This is a genomic window from Allobosea sp. RIT-PG3_2, assembly GCF_057321085.1.
Map to the genome: position 1 here is coordinate 199142 of NZ_JBXWCA010000007.1, position 18769 is coordinate 217910.

An 18769-nucleotide genomic window follows, 5' to 3' on the forward strand; every position below is an offset into this window, starting at 1 on the left:
CTTAGGTCTTTCCAAGGCTTCTTGCGACCACGCGGCTCAGCCGCTCGGCGAACCCACGGGCATTGGTGGGACGTTCGCCGTCCAGCACGCGAGCGGTGTCGAGGAGAAGGTGAGCCACATCTGCACGCAAGTCGGCTTCTCTGACTGTCGCGAGGGTAGCGACCATCGCATGGTGGGGATTGACCTCAAGTATCGGCTTTGCCGCGCTGTCAATGCGGCCTGCGGCACTGAGTAGGCGTTCGAACTGGCGATCTGGACCGTTATCGGATGCCACCAGGCAGACCGCGCTGTCGGTCAGCCGGTCGGAGGTCCGGACGTCGGCGACTTGGTCGGCCAAGATCTCCTTCATCGACGCTAGCAGCGATACGATCTCATCGCGGGTATCGCTTGATCGAAGCGAGGCCCCATCGAGCAAGGCGATGCGTGCCAGATCCGCCGCCCCTTGCGTCACGGACTTGAACGGCTTGCCCTCAAAATCCGGTGCGGCCGACGCCCAGAAGCTGTCGACATGGTCGGAAAGCAGCAGCACTTCGATCCCGCGCGCCCTGAAGCCTTCGAGCTGCGGCGAGGTCGCGATCCTGAGAGCATCGTCACCAGCGATGTAGTAGATCGCCGTCTGGTTCTCTTTGAGCGCGCCAACATAGTCCTTGAGGCTGCGCAAACCTTCGCCGGAGGCCGTTGTCCGGAAGCGGGCCAGACCAAGCAGCTGGGCTCGACGCTCGTAGTCCTCGTAAAGCCCTTCCTTGATGACGGCGCCGAAGTTCTCCCAGATTTTTGCGAAGGCTTCAGCATCCTGTTCCGCGAGCTTCGTCAGGTCGGTCAGCACACGGTTGGTGACGCCCTTCTTGATCGCAGCGAGCAGCGGGCTGTCCTGAATCATCTCGCGGGAGACATTGAGCGGCATGTCGGCGGTATCGAGGATGCCGCGGACGAAGCGAAGATAGCGCGGCATCAGCTCGGCTTCGTCGGTAATGAAGACTCGCTTCACATAGAGCTTGATCCGCCCCTTCCGGTCGGCGTCGAAAAGGTCGAACGGCCGGGCGCCCGGAACGAATGTGAGCGCGGTGTACTCGTGAAGGCCTTCTGCGCGAAAATGGATCGTGGCGGCCGGATCGTCATACTGCCCGGCGACGCTCCGATAAAAATCAGCGTATTCGTCCTTCGAGATCTGGCTCTTTGGCTTGGTCCATAGCGCGGCGCCGTCTGCCAGCGTGGTCGCCTCCGCTCCAGGCTTCTCGGTCAGCGCGATGGGCACCGGGACATGGCCGGACTGCTCCTTGACGATGCGCTCCAGTGTCCAGCGCTCGGCATAGGTCTTCGCGTCGTCCAACAAGTGGAGAGTGACCCGCGTGCCACGCGCCGGCGCCTCCTCCAGGGCAACGGGTGCTATTGTGAACTCGCCTTTGCCGTCCGACTCCCACGCCCAGGCCTCACTGCTGCCGGCGCGACGACTGACGACCTGAACCTCGCCTGCGACCATGAAGGCCGAATAGAAGCCGACGCCGAACTGTCCGATGAGCTGGGCGCCTTCCTTGCCCTCGGCCGCGGCAACGCGATCCATAAAGCTGCGTGTGCCCGAACGCGCGATGGTGCCGAGGGCCTCTATCATCTCGTCCCGGCTCATGCCGATGCCATTATCGGCGATGACCAACTTGCCCGCCTCCGCATCTGCAGAAAGGGTGATCGCGAGCTTTGGCTCTTCGCGGAGCAGGTCGGGATGAGCGATCGCCTCGTACCGCAATTTCTCGCAAGCGTCGGCCGCGTTGGAGATCAGTTCCCGCAGGAACACGTCCCGGTCGGAATAGACCGAGTGCACCATCATATGCAGGAGGCGGGAAACGTCGGCTTCGAAGCTTCGGTGCTCGGTGGTGGTTGCGGTCATTAGTTAGTATCCAGAGAGGTCGTCGATCATGTTGGCCGAATTTAGGGATCGTCCTTCAACTGCGAAAGTACCCGTCTACTGGATGTTACAACGGGACCGCTCATGAGAGCGGCTCTGTGCCTTGCCGGTACCGGTTCAAGCCCGGATGGCCCCGTTCTGCTCGGCCAGTTCGCGATGTGAGTGAAGCGGCCGGCCGAGAATACTGATTAGGTGCTCGACATCCCCGCCGTTCGGATCGCCCGCCTCGTTGAAGAAGGCGTCGATCCGATTCAGTACGTGTTTGGCGACGCTCGACGACTTTCCGAGCCAAATTGGGATGCCGACCAGAAAGATGTTGCACGCATCCTACGCCTGAGCACCGGCCAGTCGTCGCCATCGCCCTCATCCGAAGAGACGCCCGGATGCCCTTCATCTGCATCACCCCGTACCCGCAGCGCGATCGCAGGCCAGTCAGGTGCGCAGTGCGCCGCAGAGTGATGGCTAGGCCAGTCGCTTAGAAAGGTTCGCTCCCGATAATCTTTTTGAGCGCGAGCGCGTCGCCAGCGGCTGCGTATGACGTCGTATTGTCAAAAATGCACCAAGCCATCGATCCCGCGGTTGCGATCATCCGGTTGGCAACCAACTTCAATCGATCTCGCGAATACGACGACCGGTAGATCTCGGGTGAACCGTGCAGACGAATGTAAGTGAGACCTTTCCATCCACCCGGCTCGTCTGCTTCCACAGCTGGCGGCGGATCGGCTGCGACTCTCGAAATCCTGTATTCTCTCAAGAGATCTTCTGCCTCCGCTCCGAACCATGACGCATGTCGGGGCTCCAATACAATATCCACGTCTCGAGGGCGCCGGAAAGCGGACAAGAAGCGATCGGCGTCACTGGAAATGAATGTTCGCTTTGGAGGCAGCTGGATCAATACCGGCCCCAGCTTGATGCCCAGGCCGTCCAATTCCGCGAAAAATGCCTCGAGGTCGGACGATATGTCGAGCCAATCGGAATGTGTCACCCACCTCGGCGCTTTCACGGAAAACCGGAATTGGTCTGGCACTGACGTGGCCCATCGCTCGTATGTCGATCTGCGATGGTGCCGGTAGAACGACGAATTGATCTCGGCAGTTGAGAAGACGGTGGCATACCTTTCTAAATGGCTTCCTTCGGCCGGGAAGTTCGGAGCGTGGATTTTGGGGATGGCCCAACCAGCCGTACCGATGAACAATCGACTTTTGAGCGGAATGCCGCTTTGAGATCGCATGATCAACTCGCGGGTCGAAGACTAATGAATAACTCCACAACGCAATGTGGCACGAAGTTCGCCTGAGCCCCTTGACGTTAATCGGATTGCCGAGATGCGCATAATCAGTGTTTGAGGCTCTCGGGAAGGGGCCGCACCCGCTTTTAGAGCAGCGCGAGGCAGGGCTCCACGCGCTCGGGTGGGTTCGACGAAAAGATCGCGCTCGACCTTGCGCCGCTGCGTCACCGGACCTCTGACGACCCCCGCCGCCGGCCCGGCTCTGAGAATCCGACGCGCACACATTGAACACAACCCACGCAACGAACTGAGTCGCCAACGAGCGTCGGAATGATTCGTTCCGTTGCGGAACCCCGCTTGGGGGACATAGGTTGAAGGCCATCAGTTGGTTGCGTGACGGTGTCGCCATGGCCATGTTGCACACACCCATCTTCCCCGTCCCGCCGCCCTCGGCGACGCGTCGCGAGCGTTATCGGGAGACTTGCCAGGACGCCGACGGCAAGCGCTATACGGTCATCGTCTGGCAGGACAGACCAGGCGTTCCGGGCGTCTCCTATTCCCTGGAAGATGGAACGCCGGTTCACTACGAAGACGAGTGCTATTTCGCGACACCGTCCGGGAAGATGCTAACCCGGTGCGACGACTAACCGCGATTCCCACTATCCCCGTGAGAGCCATGCCTGAGAAGCCTACGGTTGAAGTCCCTGTTGTCAAACCGACGAGAATCGAAGTGAGCAGTGACCCCCGCGGTGACGCCACCGTTCATTTCGAGACGGTCGGCAATGCTGATATTCTCCTGGTGTTATCGATGACGGCGCTCGTCGCCCTGGAAGCAATGCTTGCAAAAGCCAGCCAGGAGCAGGCGAAGCATCAGCCGGTTCAATAAGGCGGTGCGCCAACCGACGCGGTGCGACGACTGAACCATGGTGAGAAATTGCACGAGAGCGGATTCCGTCTTCCGCTGACGTGGCGGGGCGAGCACGAGAACGATCTAGAGCATTTTCACGTTATTCCGGCTCATACCCGGCAGCGCTGAAGTAGTTTTTGCATTCGTCGGGAGTGAATGCGTCGAGGATTATTCCGATGGTTCGCCAGAGGCCTTCGACAGTTTGCTCGGCGGCTTTTCGCAGGAGCGCCTTGAGCTTGGCGAAGGCGTTCTCGATTGGGTTGAAGTCGGGACTGTAGGGCGGCAGGAAGACGAGCGTGGCTCCGGTTTCCTCGATGGCCTGGCGCACGGCGTCGCCCTTGTGGGCGGGCAGATTGTCCATGATGACAATGTCGCCTGGTGCCAGCGTCGGGCGAGAACCTGGCTTGCATAGGCCAGGAAGGCCTCGCGGTTCATTGGGCCGTCGAGCACCATTGGCGTGGTCATGCCGGTGAGTCGCTGGCCGGCCACGCAGTCGCGCCATCTTCGTGCGGGCGCCGGTCTCGTCGATGAAGATCAGACGGGCCGGGTCGAGATCGGGTTGGCTGTCGAACCAGGCTTCGCGCCTCTCGCCGATGTCGGGGCGGTCTTGCTCGGCCGCGTGCGCGGTCTTTTTTTGACGGTCAGGCCACGCTGATCGAGGAACTTCCAGAGCGTGCCGATGGCGGCCTTCAGGCCGTGCTCCTCGAGCAGCTTCGCCTGCATTTCGGCCAGCGTGATGTCGCAGTCGGCGTCGATCAGGCCTTGCAGATACGCTCCATGCGGATAGAGCTTGGAGCGCTGCGGCTGACCCTGCTGCCGTGCCGTGCGCTCTCCGGTTTCCCGCGCCCGGCGCGCCCAGACGATCGCCGTCGCGATGCCGATCCTGAACCGATCGGCCGCATGGCGGGCAGGCAGCCCCGCCTCGTTCGCAAATCACCAACATGGGCCGAGCGCGATGCGGGTAGGGGCGAGTCCAGCCGTTTCTGGCTCCCGCAAGGGCAGGCCGGGCACGATGTCAGGCTCGTGACCGGCCAGGAACCCGAAAAGCGGCTGTCGATCTTGACGGTCGTGGCGTTGTCAGTCGCCAGGCAAGAGCGGTGAAAGGGCGTCGCCCAAGTTGACAGTTCCGGCGTGGATGACGCGTGCCGTGATGCCTCCGAGGCCGCGGACCGCATTGTATCCACCCACCCCGAGGATCTCTTCCATTCGAGAGCAGGGATGGCACTCTCCTGTCGTCTCGAGAATGGCGGAACCGATCCAGAAGCGCTTCTCCTTCAACGCGACGAGGTTGATGCCTTGGGTAACTACGTTACGCCTCAGATCGGATGGCAGCACGTTCGAGCGCCCCAGGTGGCTAGCGATCGCCGCAAGGTGTTCAGCTTGGATCAAAGTTACCTGGCGGCTGCCGGCGACACGAGCATAACGGTCGCCTATCACGCCACCTGCAAGGTCGAAGTCTGCAGTCTCGACCGGGAGCATGGGCTCTCGGCGGCGTGGCCGGATGCCTAGCCAGACAACCTGTCCTGATCTAACCGGTGCCTTCAAGAGCTTGGCAAGCGGCGACGAAGGATCAAAGCGCACATTTGAGTCCAATCAACTCTATCGGGCGGTCAAACGCTGGAAGACATCCCTTGCTAAGTCAAACACCCGTTCACGAAGTTCGGGACGAGTTGCAAGCATCCATCCAGCTGCGCCGGCCAGGATCAATCTGATCATATCGAACCTCTTCAAATGGCGCCCTGCGGCGCTCCCTTGGGAGCTTGAAACGCTCCTCAAGCGCATTGGTTCTCGTTCCAAGGTGGCGCTTTGGTTCGCCAGGCAAGTTCACAAGGGCATCTTTGAAATGCACGACAAACTCGACTGCAAGGCCGCGACCGCAAAACTAGCCGGCGTGGACGGATCTGAGCGCCGGCCCAGCCGACGCTGGTGTGATCACGAGACGGCAAACGGCACACACAATGATGTGTGCCGAGGTGCCGCTCTCCATAACGGGAATTCGAACGAAGAACTTCCCCAAGGCGCCGCCCCGTTCGGAGCGGCGCCTAATGCTTAGATCACCAGCGCGGGCCGTAGCCATACGGCGGTGGCGGGCGGCGGTAGCCCGGGTGCGGGCCGTAGTAGCGGGGGCCGGGACCATAGCCGCGACCGTATCCAGGTCCGCGGCCGTAGCCACCCCCGCGGTACTGGTCGCGACGCTGCTGCCGCATCGTCTCCTCCATGATCATGTGTCGACGCTGCGACGCGGCGGATTGGGTGAACTCAGCCGGCGCTTTGTCGAGATGCTCCGCAAGAGACTGCGGCACAGCTTCCGACGCCATGGCTGCGGCGGTCAGGCCGCCAAAGGCTACGGCGGCGGCGATGAGTAGGTTTCTCATAACGGTCTCCTTCAGTTGGCAGCACTGAAGACCATCACGGGTCAACGGGGGGTGAACAGCGATGACAGGGTTACGTTCATCTGGTGGGTAGAGTCAGAGTCTATCGGAACCACCGAACTGGTAGGATATTCGACCGCGAGTGCAATTACAGTTTTTCGGCGTCATCCGCGCGCGATCGCGCGCGAGAGACTGCCGAACTGAGCGGTCCCTTGCGACGAAACTGGACAATATTCGATGGGGTCGGAGCGAACTGCATTTCAACAAGATCGACGAGAAGGGCTTCGATTGCCTTACGCAGTTGCCGTTCTCGCTCGGTCCGCCCGGGCACGCTGAAAAATGCGCTCAGCAGATGAACGCTGCACTCGTCATAGTTCGGAATGGAACATGCTCTGTTGCGCTTCAACGACATTGGCCCCACGCGGTACACATTGTTTCAGATTGGGCCGGCATAGGCGTAGCAACTGAGGAAAGCGCAAAACTCGAGCCGACGACTTATCAAAAGACATGATCAGGGTGGGCGTGGATAATCTCTGTAGTGCGCCACAGCACGCGCAACTATCAGCCCGACATTTGAATTTGTTTCGGGACACGCAATTAATGTGGCAGTAGTTGCAAGAGTACGAGGTTTAACGCGACACTTGGAAGCTCCCTACGAAGCCAACTACTAGCTATTGGCTGAAGGCTACGGTGCCTCGGCTAATCCACGGGGAGGCGACTCGGCGGATCCCTTCTAAGTCCCCGACAACCGCTCGGTCCCATTTGGTTACATTCCCGCGTACCCACTCTGAGGACAACTAATGCTGAAGCCGCGAGATCGCCAGGGGGCGAAGGCACGCCTGCTAGGGCGCGATAAACGACAAAGTCAGGTTTTCTGCACGAAAACGAACCGCTCGTCGACGTTGATCTGGGTGATCTTCCCAAGTGGCTCTTGGACACCACTGAAGTGGTAAGATTGTGGAAGGCTTGGGAGGCTGCGCGATAGCATTCGTGGCTTTGCTAAAGCCACCCGGCATAACACCGTTTGCTGCCAGTGTATCCGGGCGAATGATGGCTGGCGGACCTTGGCGTAAACGCGATGCACCCATGCGCCAGTGTCTGGGCTCAATGGCAACGCCGGGGACAATCGATGCTTCCCCTTGAGCCCGATCCCGCAGATGAGTTCTTCGAATGAACGAATCGCCGGCTGCGGCAAATCGCTACACCGCACTCGGCCAGCACCCGCTGTGTAGGAGGTAGCTGAATATTCAGGCTGTGGCCTTTGACCGACCCCGCTTCTCAGGCGTGGCCTGCACCTTACGACCCAAGCCCATTTTCTTGGCGAGGTGCGAGCGCGTCTCGGCATAGGCGGGCGCGACCATCGGATAGTCTAATGGCAGATTCCACTTAGCTCTGTACTGCTCTGGCGTCATATCGAAAGCAGTACGAAGGTGGCGCCTCAGCGACCTGAATTTCTTTCCGTCCTCAAGGCAGATTAGCCAATCGGCCGTGATCGACTTCTTGATTGATACCGCTGGCGCTGCTTTCTCTCCGGGAGCCGGCGCGGGAGCCTGTCCAAGGCCCGCCAGCGCTGCATGCGTGCTGGCGATCAGCGCGGGCAGATCGGCCTGTATCACACTGTTATGCGACACAAATGCCGACACGATTCCGGCAACCAACTCGACCACTTCCAGATCGTTTTCTGACATTTTTTCTCTCTTTGAGAATGAAGTCGATGGCAATCAGTTTAGTGATCCTGAGAATCTCGACAAGGTATTTTTATGCCAGAGATATTGAAGGACTGAGCCTCTTACTTGAAGTGCAAGGTACTAAACTCGGAAATCAATTAAACCGCCAGAACGCGGCTGCCTATCGCAGTTTCCAGCAGATAGAAGCCCGCGGTAGCCAAATGGAAAGGCACGGCGCTTCGAGTGAGGTGGGGGCAAGCGCGTGGCGGGCCTGTTAGCGGGCCTCGCTTTTGGCTCCGCTCTAACAATATCCACAAGATCACGGATGACTACATCAAGATCATAATACTTGTGGCGCTGGTGTCAGAGGTAAGGCGGGTGTCCGTGATCAGCTATTCGCCAGCGCTCAGCGCAACGCCGCGTCTTGATGCCTTGGCCCGACTTGTACGGTCGCGTTTCGGTCGCCGCGCCGCGCGAGGCCGCTGCTGTCGATATCAAGGAAGCTGGTAGCGACCTAGCAAGCACGCCGCCCCGATAAAGTCTCCGGAAACCTTCTTCTGGGCATCCAGGTCGGCGCGACGATCCTAACACAACCTTGCGGGTGCTACCCAGACGAACAAGCAGGCGCTGCAGCGCATGAATCGAATTCACCAAAGGTGTGGGTGAATCGACGCGGCCCGAAACGACTTAGAAGCTCACCGGTGCGATGGAGGTCACACGCGTAGTGTCAGGCGGCTCATTACAGAGCGCAAAGAACTGGGCGGCTGGCGGATTTCGCGGAGATGGTGGACCCAATCGGGTCCGAGCCAAGCGGCTCAGGCGTTCGGGTCGAGGGTGTCAGCCACCGCGTCTCTCTTGGCTCGCGGAAGCGCTGTCATAGCAAGAATGAAGGCCGAGAGGAGTAAACACACGCTATTTGTGACGATGAGAGGCCATTTTCCTAAGCCAATACCGTAAGCCGTCCAGAGAGCGAAGCCGGTTACAGTAAAGCAATAGGTCGTGGGCGAGTTTGCGCGCGTGTCACGACTTTTCACGATGCGCCAAGCTTGCGGGACGAAGCTGATCATGGAGCACAATGCTGCTAGTGAGCCTACAACAGCGATCCAGTTCATCTGGAATCGGCCCGACGTGGATTTGCCCTGCCGTTTCTGAACCTCTCCAGCCTGGAACGGCGGATCCTAAACCGGATCAGCAGCGCCCCTAGGCTGATAATCCCTGCAAGACCAGCCCCCGCCCCCATCAGAAACCGCCCGGAGTACGGATTCGGGTATGGGGGATGGCTATATGGGGAACTTGCCGATGAGGCGCGTCCACGGGGCCGGCCGCTGATGAGATACGCGATTACTCCGCAGCCAATCGCGACAGCAAAGAGCGCCGCAGCGACGATAAGGCTGGCCGTCACAAGTCCAAATCGAAGCGCTAGTACCGCGTGGCCTGCATCAATCGCATAGCCCAGCGCAAAAATGGTAATGAGTAGCGCTCCGATTATTAGCCCGTAGCTGAGCGCAGCGCGCTTGATTGCCGCCGTGGCTTGGGCGGTGACGTAGGCCAGCAACGCGCCCATAACTTACCGAGCCGCCCAGAAGCCCAAGAGGACGCCTGCCGCCGCGGCCCAGCTCAGCGCCCGCAACGGCCGAGCCTGGATTTCATCGATGAGCAGCTGTTCGAATTCACTGACGCCCTCCGAGGTTGCCTCCATGACTTCGTCCGTTACTTCGACCGCTTGGCGTTGTCTGCGAGTGACGGGTTTGTCGGCACCCCGAGATCTAGCCCTGGAGTCATCTGCCATGACGGGGTCTCCTAACGTTATTCGCCGCACAGCGGCGCTGGGCGAGCGGCAGCTTTGAAGGCAACTAGGCAGCGGGCCCGCTGTTCCGAGCCCGAACGGAATATCGGGCGCAATTGGTGCACGCCGGATCATCGAAAACTGCCGGATCGCGGGGGGGCCCGCGCCAGGGACGTTGTGTGAACTAACCGAGCGCCTATCTCGTTGTGAGCGCGGAATCCTCGGATGCCTGCCCCCTCCGGTTGGACCGTTGCCGCGGATGTAGCGGCCGCACCGAGAAGGGCTACTCAAGCTTATCGAAGTCCCTTAGATCCCGCATTCATGTGCCTTCGGGGCGCGCCTACGCCAGACCGTGCTCTCGCGCCTCGTCGATTCGCATGTGCCGATCAATGCTCCGCGCCGTCCGGGCCTCGCGGCGCTCAGTTTCTTTTCGTTGCGGATAACGGCAGAGTGATGCCAGTTGCCGACATGCGAAGGCCGCTGGAAGGCAGACCTGAGCCAAGTGCATGTTCGGTAGACTAAGCGAACACAAGATCGGTATGCCGGCTCTGCAACTTCAGAAGCATTCTGATCTGAGCGCTTCCGCCCAGGGTCTTGTGTTGGCGGAAAGCTCGCTTTCGAGGCGGACGCCAATGGTGACCCCCTCACCGAGTCTGGGATCGAGCCCGGCCGCGAGCAGAGCGGCGTTGGTGGCGGGCCTCGTGCCTTGTGTCACGGAGCTCGCTCCGGGCAGCACCACGATCAGGCCTGCGGTGATCTCAGCCTCCCGCTGGAAGTAATGCGCCCAGGAGGCGCGCGAAGGCGGTAAGCGGCACGCCTCCGATCTAAGCCTCTGCATCGAGTTGGGCGCCGAGCCCGGAGCGGCTCGTCGTGGTGCTGCTGCGGCGATTAAAAGAGCAGCTGCGTTTGCGCCGAAGCCCGCGCTCGTTGAAGGCCGGGCTGAGGACGGTCACCGCATGCCGTGCCGCCAACGGTGAGAGCGTGAACCCGCCCGAACTGGCGAGCTTTGCGCTGGCCTGGGTCCGCCCGCTCCAGGCCGCGGTGACATAAGAGGACAGCAAGGTGTTACCGAGCTCCGGAACGGCGCGGCTTACATCATTGTCCAGCCGGTCATAGCTGCCCGCCGCCGCCAGATTAATAGGACCGAGCCTAGTCATACCATAGACGCCGGCCTGGAATACGCCGCTGTCGACCCTGCCGAGCCGCCACTGAGCGATGCGCGCGCCTTCCCGCCTGAGACGGCTAGGCCGTCCACTGGGTCGTCGTCGAGTCGCAGATCCGAGCCGATGCGGACCGAGCCGTCCATACGTCCCGCAGAGCCGTAGGCTGCGCTCCACAGCGAAAAGCGGGCCAGTGCGGTTCGCTAGCAATCAAATTGAGAACCTCATAAGCCGACCGCGGCAGTTCGATCCCACGCGACGGTACACCTCCATGATTAGGGACATGATGCCAAGGCACTCTCCACGGACCAGTTGAGAGAGAGCACGTTGATAGCTGATTGGTTTTGTTCCGCGCCGCGCTTAATGGCCCCGCCAGCTCCGGCTGGCGGGGCCTTTTCGTTTCAGGCGGTGCCGTGCGATCCTGTCCGGCGGCTGGTTGCAAACGCGGTCACGTCCGGCGCCAGAATGTCGTTCTCCTCAGCCCAGGAGGCGAAGACCCCTTTCGCAGTCTCGGGCTCAATCTCGTCGCGGACCGCCGCCAAGCAGGCCCTCAATGCGAAGGCGTGGACAGCGTCTCTCTGGCTCTTCGGCCAATCCGCCAGAAACATGTAGGCCTCCATCGCCGACGAGACGGTGGTCGACCTGGCCCGCGCGCAAGCCGCGCTTGATGCAGCCTGGTCCGAGATTCGATCGACCATCCCCGATCCGTTTGACGAGCAAGAGCGGACCAAGCTGGCGTATATCGTCGCAAGCTTGGTAGCGATTGCCGAGGATGAAGATGAGCTGACGCTACGGGCGATCGAGCAATATCGACGCTCGCTCGTTGCCTTAGGTTTTGCAGCGGCGGAACTCCGCTGCTCCTATCGCGTGGCAGCGCGCGATCGCTGCTAGGCCGGAATCTCCCAGTTGCAAACGCGAGCCAGTGTTCGCAGAAAGGCCCCGGGGAGAACCCCGGGGCCCACGGTAAGATCGACGTTAGCGTTAGATGGCGGCCTGGCCGCGCAGATAAGGGTCAGCGTTCTCGTCGAAGCGGGTCCATCCCTCCTGGCGATATTGGGCCATGCGAGCATCTCGATCGATCGGCGTCGCGCCATCGAGGATGGCTTCCACCGTCGCCTCCTGCTCCGGCTGGGCCCGGACGGAGACCACGGAGCCGCCGCGACGGACAGTCTCCGCGTAATAGTTGGCCTCCTCCTCGTCATGGCCTTCCTTCACGAATGAGCCGACCAGACCGCCTGCGGCAGCGCCAGCGACCGCACCGGCGGCAGTCGCGGCGAGCCAGCCAGCGGCGACGACGGGGCCGACACCCGGAATGGCAAGCAGGCCCAGGCCCGCAAGCAAACCAGCTGCACCTCCCACGCCCGCGCCAATACCGGCGCCCTCGGCGGCATTCGTCTCATCAGTCTCGCCGTTATGGCCGACGAAGCTGATGTTACTGCTCGAAATGCCGGCGCCTTCAAGCTGCTCGACGACAGAGCTAGCCGTTGCGTAATTATCGTAGGATCGGGTGATCGTGCGGGTCATGTCTGTCTCTCCAAAGGTGTTATGCGAGCGGCATTGATCAATTGCGGGTTATGTTGCCGCGGTAATCGACCGAGACGTTGACTTGTGCGCCGGCGTTAGTGGCTGTACCTTTCCAGACGCCATTATCGTCCTTCTTCAGGCCGGTAACGTTAGTGTAGCCATTGGCTTCAAGGCGGCTCTTGGCTTGGCCTTCAGTGAAACTATTGGCTCCCGGAAGCGGAGCGTTCGCATCGGCCGGTGCAGGAGCGGGGGCTGGTGAGGTGGTGGACGTCTGCGCCATAGCGCCGAAGGAGGCTGCGGTACCGATAAAGGACGCGAGTATCAGCTTTTTCATGAGTCTTCTCCGAGGCAGGGCGGCTTGGCCGCGATGCCCTGGAAAACGGCGTTCTGCCTCATTTAGTTCCATTCCAACCCACGAATGCGTAAGCGGAACAGAGCGGGTTTTTACCCGTTATGCGACATTCAATCTTGCCATCTGGAGACCCACAGCAACAGAACCAAAAGCCCTCAACGGCCTGTTCTATCGACGAGCGGCTTAAGGACGTCTATTGGACTGAGAAGCAGCTATCCAATTCTTCCGAGATAGAGAAGTCGGCCAAATCTTTCGAGCTGCAATATAGATGCCGAACAATTTGCCACGCCCACTTCGACGGAGGCATGAATTAAGTGGGCGTGGGTGTTGCTTGATACAGCGTCGCGACGTCAGAGCGCTGCCGCATGTTGCGCATGACGCTGCGCCTTTGCCATGGCGCCAGGCCGTTTTGATCGGCGACGCTCGCTGTCGGGATGCGGCTGAGGGCTGGCGTCGACCCCCGCCATCGGGGCGAATCCGTTCGAGGAGACTGGCCGGAAGCTTAGCGTGGCGCGCCTGCCCGTTGGCCAGCGCTCGGTTGCTATGAGAACTCCCCCTTAGGCCGATGCCTGTCGAAGCACGGCCACCGGCAGCGCGTTCAATACGTCCTGGACCTGAATGCAGTGACCTACAATCGATCGAGGCCTCTATGAAGCTCCCGCCATCGGCCGTTTTTGGCTAGGCAGGGTAGCGTCGCCATTTCGGTGCAATCACCCGTTGGGCTGAAACGAGTAACAAGCACGAGCAGGGCCTCACCCCCCAATACACGCTTGAAAGCGAGGTAGGCGTCCCTGTCCTCTCCATCAAGCGCGATAGGCCGATACTCGCCGCCAGCAAACAGCTGCGGCGACTCGGCGCGCTCCTTCAACAATGTACGGACGATCCGCTGCTTGACGCGCCCGTCCGCCCACGTTTTCAGCAGTTCGTGGAGCGAAGCGCTGGTCCCGAGAGCCGCTTCCGCAAGGTTGTAGTCAACCGGCCGACGATTGTCGGGGCTCAACGAGCGAGAGATCCCAGAACTCGGTTCCTTGGTAAAAGTCCGATACGCCTGGTACGGTGAGCTTGAGCAGGGGGCGGACCAGGTTCTTGAACATGCCCCGTCGTGCCAGCTCACCCGCAGGGGCCGAAAGCGTTGAATGAAGGCGCTGCCCGGCTTCAATGCTTCGAAGATCAGCTCCTTTGCCGCCCTCTCATAGCTTTCATTCGGATTGACCCAGCTGGTCCGGCGCTTTGCTTCGCGCAGCGCCTTCAGCCGGGATCGGGCAACTGTATTGCGTTTGGAAAGAAAGCCGTACGGTGACTCATATAGCCCATATGGCTTTGCCGATCTCCCTTCGCAATCAACCAGGCGATATGCGGCCGTTTGACGAACGCTGACGCTAATCTATGAGATCCAAGAGCATTCCCTTCCGGCTCTCTCAGTCGCGACGCACTTCGTAGATAACCAGTACAGCAGTGCAGCCTAAAATATCGTAGCCACGCTTTCGTCCCCTAGTTTCTGCAACGCCAATGCAAGTGTCACTGCCACTGCCATCTGATTCAGTGCTGGCGACACCAAGTGGCCAAACTCACAATGAAGGCTATGCGTTGAGTGTGCCGTTGCGCAGGCCATGATGACACGGCCGATCGGGTTACCGTCCTCATCTGGGGTATCACCCGTAACGCCGGTGACGGATAGCGAAATTGTGCCGGGGCCTCGTAATAGCGCCCCATCCGCCATGGCGTGAGCGACCAGGCGATGAACAGCGGTATGGGTCGTTAGCAGATCGGCTGAAACCCCGAGCATTTTCGTTTTAGCTTGCTTTGTGTAGGTCAGAAAACCGCCATCGAACGCGATAGAGGCGCCGACGCACCCGGATAGCGTCTGCCCGAGTAATCCCGCAGTGCATGACTCCGCCGTAACGATGCGCTCATGCCGAGCGAGGCAAATCGAGATCAAGCGCTCCGCTAGTGTTCGAGCGCTTTCGAGTTTAGCTAAATTCAGTCGATCGATGCTGATTCTATCGGACATGGCGATAATCCGCGGCTGCCCAACTCGGTGTCAGGCGCATTTAGGCTGAGGGTTGCCACGCGCCTTCGATTCCCGCGCGCAAAACTCCTTCGTATCTTTTCGAGCCGGCTCTCGTCCAACTCCTCCAAATCCAGGAGCTCTTCTCTGGCCCCTCTAGCTTCCAGATCAGCTCGTCAAGCTTGACTTGCGTCGCAGCGGTGCCGCGTTTTGGCTGTTCTGGATAATGTACCGCCTCAACGAAGGTGATTGGTTTGCCTGTCCACCGCCTGCGCCATTCGAGCCCACAGGACATCATGCTGCCCTTGTGAACGATGAGCTCGTAACTCATAGCCATGACTGCTTCCATCAAGGAAAAGGCGCCGTGCTCTCGCGCGACGCCCGGTAGTGTCAGGCGGCCATTTTGTTTGTTGAGGAAATCCCAAGCTGAGACAGCAACTTGTCGGTCTTTGTCTCCTCGCTGAGTGTCTGGTCGAGCAAGGAGACGGCGTCTTTATGCCCAAGCTCCTTTGCCCAGGCCTTAAGCGTGCCGTAGCGCGCCATCTCGTAATGCTCGACAGCCTGCGCAGCCGCGACTAGGCCTGCATCAAGTGCCGGGCTGCCTTCAAACTCCTCGATGATGGCTCTGCCTTCCTCTATGATGCCGAGGATGGCGTCGCAGGTTTTGCCGCGCGGCGCCTTGCCAATAAGTTCGAACACCTCAGCTAGGCGTTCGACATGCCCTTCCGTCTCATCACGATGCGCCTCGAAAGCCTTTTTCAGTTCCGGCGACTGGGCCGCCTTCGCCATCTTTGGCAGCGCCTTCAAAATCTGTTTTTCGGCGTAATAGATGTCCTTGAGTGTATCGAGAAACAGGTCGGCGAGGTTCTTTTCTTGAGCGGCCATTTGGCGTCCTCCAGGTTGATGGTCGCCGTCAAACTGTCATGGCCCCAACGGGGTTCCCGCAAACCGGTCGTCACGAAAGAACATTGGTTCGACCGTCATTTTTAAATGACGAGCGCTTCAGACCAACCGCGCAACCGTGCTGCCCCATGACAGAGTCACCTGCTTGAATGGCCGACGGGCGGGGATCAGAAGGCCTGCTCTATTGTCCTGATCGAGGGCGCAACCGAGTTTTCAAACGACCTCAGCGCGCAGAAGATACCCCAGAACGTGCATGCTCCGTTTGTACCCTCGGGTCCACTGAATGTTTGTCCGCTGGTGATCGCCATGAACCCTCATCGATCAGAAAACCCCTAGAAATTAACGGCTATCGTGTATCGATTTCCGCTGCCCTCCGCTGCAGGTCGAAGCGCATCGCCTCAATCCGGCGGTCTTACTAGGGCCCGAGCTAGGGCCGAATGTCACGAGTTTTGGGGAAACTGAGCGCCAGGGCGGTTGCAGCCCTCGGCAAGCCTGGCCGTCATAGCGACGGTGGCGGCCGCGATAGAGGCGCGTTTGGCTCGCGTGACCAACTTCTGCTTCCCACCCGTCTCGGACCTTGGCAGGTCGCCATAGCGTGCGCCTTAGCGGATCCTTTGGGAGCAGGGGGTCCCAGGATTTGCAGTCCTTGCAACCTCCCCCTTCGAAATTTTAGATACAGGAGTTCACCGCTGGCGAACCTCGCCCGCTGATCACGACAGCGCCGGCATGTGACGTCACGCCTCAAGGCCGCAAATCATTTCGGATGGTTTCACACCTCGACGACACATGTCAGATTGAACCATGGATTCTCGCGATCGCCATTGCGATTGGGATAGCCGGCCTGATTAGCCAGGACGCGCGTGCGACCGACCTTGTAGTCATGTGACCCATGATCATGGCCGTGGACCCAGAGCTCCGGCTGATGCTCCTCGATAAGGGCACTGAGGTCAGAAACAAAGGCGGGCGACAAAGCGCTCCCCTGGTGCCTCGGCTGGACTGATTGCGGATGCGGCGCATGGTGAGTGACTACTACGGTTTGTCCATCATGCGGCTTAGCGAGTTCGCCGCGGATGAACGCAAGGTCGAGGCGATGTTCAGCCGCAGCGTGCCAGGGCATGAAGCGGCTGTAATGACCACTTTCCTCTCGATAGCGAATGAGATGGTGATCGTTCAGCTCTTGCCCGGCGAAAATCATCGACGGCTTAGGCGTCCCAAGAAGGCGGTAGTCGGTCCAGAGGGTGCAGCCGATGAAGCGCACCTGCCCGATTACAACGGTCCGGCGATGCAAAAGGTGGATGCCGACCTTGCCTGCGAGTTCGCCCCCGGCCGCCAGGTTGCCCTTCATCTCGCTCTTGTAGAACTCGTGATTGCCGGCGACGTAGACGATTTCCCGGCCATGGAACGGACCGGCTTCCCGCTGTTCCACCATCCACTCGAGCGCAGCACTGATTGGCTTGTGCACATCGCCGGCGAAGACTGCGACATCAAACTCAGGCATCGGTTCGGCCAATGCAAACGGGCCGAATTCCAAATGAAGATCGGAAATCACCAAAAGCCGCATCCTGCCCTTCCTCATTAGTTTGCTTCAGCCACCCAAGCCTAAGAGCGCCACGCGATGCACTTGGACGCAGCAAGCTACGTTTTGCAGCGTCCACACGCGCTCGAACGCTTTATTTATGCAGTCTGAAATGTTCCATGTAGCGTCCGCACGCGTTCTAAAGCTACATTGACGCTGTCTAAAGCGTGAAAACGATTTAACGAGACAGTCTGAAATCTTTCTTACAGCGTCATAAAGCATCCGAACTCTTTATAACGCGTTAGATTGCATCATAGAGCGCGCACGTGCACGCACGTTCAAGCACGGCGCGGTGTAGCCGCAGCACGTTCTAGGAGCTCGATGACAGGTTTCGGCGCTTCCGGCGCTGCGCCCTCAGTAAATCCAGACTCGAACTCGTCGATGTGCATCGCGAACAGTCCAGTATTTCGCGGGCCGATCACGTCTGCATCGATGCTGTCACCGACGAAAAGTACCTGATGCGGCTCCAAATTAAGCCGCTGGCAAACCAGCTGATAAATCTCGACCTGAGGTTTCATCATGCCGACCTCAAACGAGAGAACGGCCGCATCCGGGGCGCTAGGCAGGCAGCCGAGCAAAGCGGCTCCATATGGCGCGGCGAGATTCGAGCAGACGCCTATTTTCAATCCGAGCTCGCCCAACCTGCGCCAGATGGCCTCAATTTCCGGCCGTAACCGTGTCGAAGCGGTTTCCGCCGATAAGTCCGCCTCAAGCTCGATAAGGCGCTCCTCGTCAGGAACAGTTGCGAGGTCCCGGGCAAGATCGCGTAGGCTCATCGGAGTGGTGAGCGCCTGGGTCACCGCCGCCGATGCACTGGCATGCCCGAGGAGCGCTCTGAACGGCCGTCGCTTATCGCCAATTTCGACGAGCGTTCCGAACCCATCGAAGCAGACAGCCCGGATCTGCGGACGATCGTCTGCCCAGATCAGATCTTCATCTGTGTATTTTGTGAAGTTCTTGTCGATCGCATTAGGCGCTACGCCCCCACCCCATCTGATAGCCGCGACCTCACCCCGCACAGCAAGTTGATCGTCGAGCGTCCCTCTCAGGAGATCGATGGGAGCTCGCCCCTGGTAAGGCGCAGCCATGTTGGTGGAGCGCAGCCAATCTCTTTCTTTTTGCGGAGATCCGTAAAGCTGCTGCGCATCCTTAAAGACACCGAGGAGTGCAGAGATACGCAGGAGAACAGGCGTTTCGAGAACGAGCGGACCATTCGACCGCGCAGCGGTCGACCATTCCCCATATTGCCTCGCATCGCACTGCAGAAGCGCGAGCCGGTCGGCCGAGGACAATTCCCAGCGGTCCGCGAGATTCAAGAACGTGCGGAGCCCCGGCGCGCTAACGCGAGCACGTTCCTCAGGTGGCTTTTCCATCAACGTGCTCCCA

19 protein-coding genes and 1 pseudogene are annotated in these 18769 nt (G+C 59.9%); 4 read left to right on the forward strand and 16 right to left on the reverse strand.

Annotated features, from left to right (window positions below):
• Position 1: 1 nt before the first annotated feature.
• On the reverse strand, positions 2-1882 hold the full coding sequence (gene htpG / locus AC2FAN_RS20235) for a molecular chaperone HtpG (protein WP_485176070.1): 1881 nt from the start codon (positions 1880-1882) through the stop codon (positions 2-4).
• A 210-nt stretch (positions 1883-2092) separates the two neighbouring features.
• Between htpG and AC2FAN_RS20240 the strand changes: the two genes are divergently transcribed.
• Positions 2093-2359, forward strand: a complete 267-nt coding sequence (locus tag AC2FAN_RS20240; RefSeq protein WP_485176071.1) for a hypothetical protein — start codon at positions 2093-2095, stop codon at positions 2357-2359.
• 16 nt (positions 2360-2375) lie between these two features.
• Here the strand turns inward: AC2FAN_RS20240 and AC2FAN_RS20245 are convergent, their stop codons facing one another.
• Positions 2376-3131 carry a DUF72 domain-containing protein gene (locus AC2FAN_RS20245; protein ID WP_476807956.1) on the reverse strand — a complete coding sequence of 252 codons (756 nt, stop codon included), beginning with the start codon at positions 3129-3131 and terminating at the stop codon, positions 2376-2378.
• Between the two features lie 410 nt (positions 3132-3541).
• On the opposite strand from AC2FAN_RS20245, the gene AC2FAN_RS20250 reads away from it, so the two are divergent.
• Together AC2FAN_RS20250 and AC2FAN_RS20255 are read left to right on the forward strand one after the other, a co-directional pair.
• Positions 3542-3775 carry a hypothetical protein gene (locus AC2FAN_RS20250; RefSeq protein ID WP_485176072.1) on the forward strand — a complete coding sequence of 78 codons (234 nt, stop codon included), beginning with the start codon at positions 3542-3544 and terminating at the stop codon, positions 3773-3775.
• A 29-nt stretch (positions 3776-3804) separates the two neighbouring features.
• Positions 3805-4014, forward strand: coding sequence for a hypothetical protein (locus tag AC2FAN_RS20255; RefSeq protein ID WP_265055243.1), 210 nt, complete (start codon positions 3805-3807; stop codon positions 4012-4014).
• Between the two features lie 121 nt (positions 4015-4135).
• On the opposite strand, the pseudogene AC2FAN_RS20260 reads toward AC2FAN_RS20255, so the two are convergent.
• From AC2FAN_RS20260 to AC2FAN_RS20290, 7 genes and pseudogenes are all read right to left on the reverse strand, one after another.
• A pseudogene (locus tag AC2FAN_RS20260) lies at positions 4136-4950 on the reverse strand (transposase).
• 162 nt (positions 4951-5112) lie between these two features.
• A complete protein-coding gene (locus tag AC2FAN_RS20265; RefSeq protein ID WP_442865080.1) occupies positions 5113-5514 on the reverse strand; it encodes an MOSC domain-containing protein in 402 nt (133 codons plus the stop codon).
• Positions 5515-6089: 575 nt separating this feature from the next.
• Positions 6090-6410 (reverse strand): hypothetical protein, encoded by a 321-nt coding sequence (locus AC2FAN_RS20270; protein ID WP_265055244.1) that lies wholly within the window; start codon positions 6408-6410, stop codon positions 6090-6092.
• A gap of 1244 nt (positions 6411-7654) precedes the next feature.
• Positions 7655-8095: a Ros/MucR family transcriptional regulator gene (locus AC2FAN_RS20275; protein WP_265055245.1), complete on the reverse strand. Its 441-nt coding sequence runs from the start codon at positions 8093-8095 to the stop codon at positions 7655-7657.
• Positions 8096-8889: 794 nt separating this feature from the next.
• On the reverse strand, positions 8890-9186 hold the full coding sequence (locus AC2FAN_RS20280; protein WP_485176073.1) for a SemiSWEET family sugar transporter: 297 nt from the start codon (positions 9184-9186) through the stop codon (positions 8890-8892).
• A 1498-nt stretch (positions 9187-10684) separates the two neighbouring features.
• Positions 10685-11197, reverse strand: coding sequence for an autotransporter domain-containing protein (locus tag AC2FAN_RS20285; RefSeq protein ID WP_485176074.1), 513 nt, complete (start codon positions 11195-11197; stop codon positions 10685-10687).
• Between the two features lie 224 nt (positions 11198-11421).
• A complete protein-coding gene (locus tag AC2FAN_RS20290; RefSeq protein WP_265055247.1) occupies positions 11422-11628 on the reverse strand; it encodes a DUF982 domain-containing protein in 207 nt (68 codons plus the stop codon).
• Positions 11629-11653: 25 nt separating this feature from the next.
• Here AC2FAN_RS20290 and AC2FAN_RS20295 point away from each other — a divergent pair, with 25 nt between their 5' ends.
• Positions 11654-11911 carry a hypothetical protein gene (locus tag AC2FAN_RS20295; protein WP_485176075.1) on the forward strand — a complete coding sequence of 86 codons (258 nt, stop codon included), beginning with the start codon at positions 11654-11656 and terminating at the stop codon, positions 11909-11911.
• Positions 11912-12001: 90 nt separating this feature from the next.
• On the opposite strand, the gene AC2FAN_RS20300 is transcribed toward AC2FAN_RS20295, so the two are convergent.
• From AC2FAN_RS20300 to AC2FAN_RS20330, 7 genes are all read right to left on the reverse strand, one after another.
• Complete coding sequence (locus AC2FAN_RS20300; protein ID WP_485176076.1) at positions 12002-12544, reverse strand: hypothetical protein; 543 nt, start codon at positions 12542-12544, stop codon at positions 12002-12004.
• 37 nt (positions 12545-12581) lie between these two features.
• Positions 12582-12878 (reverse strand): PepSY domain-containing protein, encoded by a 297-nt coding sequence (locus AC2FAN_RS20305; RefSeq protein WP_265055250.1) that lies wholly within the window; start codon positions 12876-12878, stop codon positions 12582-12584.
• Positions 12879-13524: 646 nt separating this feature from the next.
• The gene (locus AC2FAN_RS20310) at positions 13525-13896 is read right to left on the reverse strand and encodes a hypothetical protein (protein WP_485176077.1); all 372 of its coding nucleotides are present in this window, start codon (positions 13894-13896) and stop codon (positions 13525-13527) included.
• Positions 13897-14358: 462 nt separating this feature from the next.
• The gene (locus AC2FAN_RS20315) at positions 14359-14907 is read right to left on the reverse strand and encodes a CinA family protein (protein ID WP_265055252.1); all 549 of its coding nucleotides are present in this window, start codon (positions 14905-14907) and stop codon (positions 14359-14361) included.
• A gap of 387 nt (positions 14908-15294) precedes the next feature.
• A complete protein-coding gene (locus AC2FAN_RS20320) occupies positions 15295-15789 on the reverse strand; it encodes a YciE/YciF ferroxidase family protein (RefSeq protein WP_265055253.1) in 495 nt (164 codons plus the stop codon).
• A 787-nt stretch (positions 15790-16576) separates the two neighbouring features.
• On the reverse strand, positions 16577-17368 hold the full coding sequence (locus tag AC2FAN_RS20325; protein ID WP_265055254.1) for a metallophosphoesterase: 792 nt from the start codon (positions 17366-17368) through the stop codon (positions 16577-16579).
• A gap of 293 nt (positions 17369-17661) precedes the next feature.
• Positions 17662-18756, reverse strand: a complete 1095-nt coding sequence (locus tag AC2FAN_RS20330) for an HAD-IA family hydrolase (RefSeq protein ID WP_485176078.1) — start codon at positions 18754-18756, stop codon at positions 17662-17664.
• Positions 18757-18769: the final 13 nt, after the last annotated feature.

What these genes read in the sequence shown, in the direction of transcription:
- AC2FAN_RS20245 (WP_476807956.1), bottom strand. Translation starts at nt 3,131, where the DNA reads ATGCGATCTCAAAGCGGCATTCCGCTCAAAAGTCGATTGTTCATCGGT.
- AC2FAN_RS20300 (WP_485176076.1), bottom strand. Translation starts at nt 12,544, where the DNA reads ATGACCCGCACGATCACCCGATCCTACGATAATTACGCAACGGCTAGC.
- AC2FAN_RS20265 (WP_442865080.1), bottom strand. Translation starts at nt 5,514, where the DNA reads ATGCTCCCGGTCGAGACTGCAGACTTCGACCTTGCAGGTGGCGTGATA.
- AC2FAN_RS20275 (WP_265055245.1), bottom strand. Translation starts at nt 8,095, where the DNA reads ATGTCAGAAAACGATCTGGAAGTGGTCGAGTTGGTTGCCGGAATCGTG.
- AC2FAN_RS20330 (WP_485176078.1), bottom strand. Translation starts at nt 18,756, where the DNA reads ATGGAAAAGCCACCTGAGGAACGTGCTCGCGTTAGCGCGCCGGGGCTC.
- AC2FAN_RS20270 (WP_265055244.1), bottom strand. Translation starts at nt 6,410, where the DNA reads ATGAGAAACCTACTCATCGCCGCCGCCGTAGCCTTTGGCGGCCTGACC.
- AC2FAN_RS20305 (WP_265055250.1), bottom strand. Translation starts at nt 12,878, where the DNA reads ATGAAAAAGCTGATACTCGCGTCCTTTATCGGTACCGCAGCCTCCTTC.
- AC2FAN_RS20320 (WP_265055253.1), bottom strand. Translation starts at nt 15,789, where the DNA reads ATGGCCGCTCAAGAAAAGAACCTCGCCGACCTGTTTCTCGATACACTC.
- AC2FAN_RS20255 (WP_265055243.1), top strand. Translation starts at nt 3,805, where the DNA reads ATGCCTGAGAAGCCTACGGTTGAAGTCCCTGTTGTCAAACCGACGAGA.
- AC2FAN_RS20315 (WP_265055252.1), bottom strand. Translation starts at nt 14,907, where the DNA reads ATGTCCGATAGAATCAGCATCGATCGACTGAATTTAGCTAAACTCGAA.
- AC2FAN_RS20250 (WP_485176072.1), top strand. Translation starts at nt 3,542, where the DNA reads ATGTTGCACACACCCATCTTCCCCGTCCCGCCGCCCTCGGCGACGCGT.
- AC2FAN_RS20280 (WP_485176073.1), bottom strand. Translation starts at nt 9,186, where the DNA reads ATGAACTGGATCGCTGTTGTAGGCTCACTAGCAGCATTGTGCTCCATG.
- AC2FAN_RS20325 (WP_265055254.1), bottom strand. Translation starts at nt 17,368, where the DNA reads ATGCGGCTTTTGGTGATTTCCGATCTTCATTTGGAATTCGGCCCGTTT.
- htpG (WP_485176070.1), bottom strand. Translation starts at nt 1,882, where the DNA reads ATGACCGCAACCACCACCGAGCACCGAAGCTTCGAAGCCGACGTTTCC.
- AC2FAN_RS20290 (WP_265055247.1), bottom strand. Translation starts at nt 11,628, where the DNA reads ATGTTTCTGGCGGATTGGCCGAAGAGCCAGAGAGACGCTGTCCACGCC.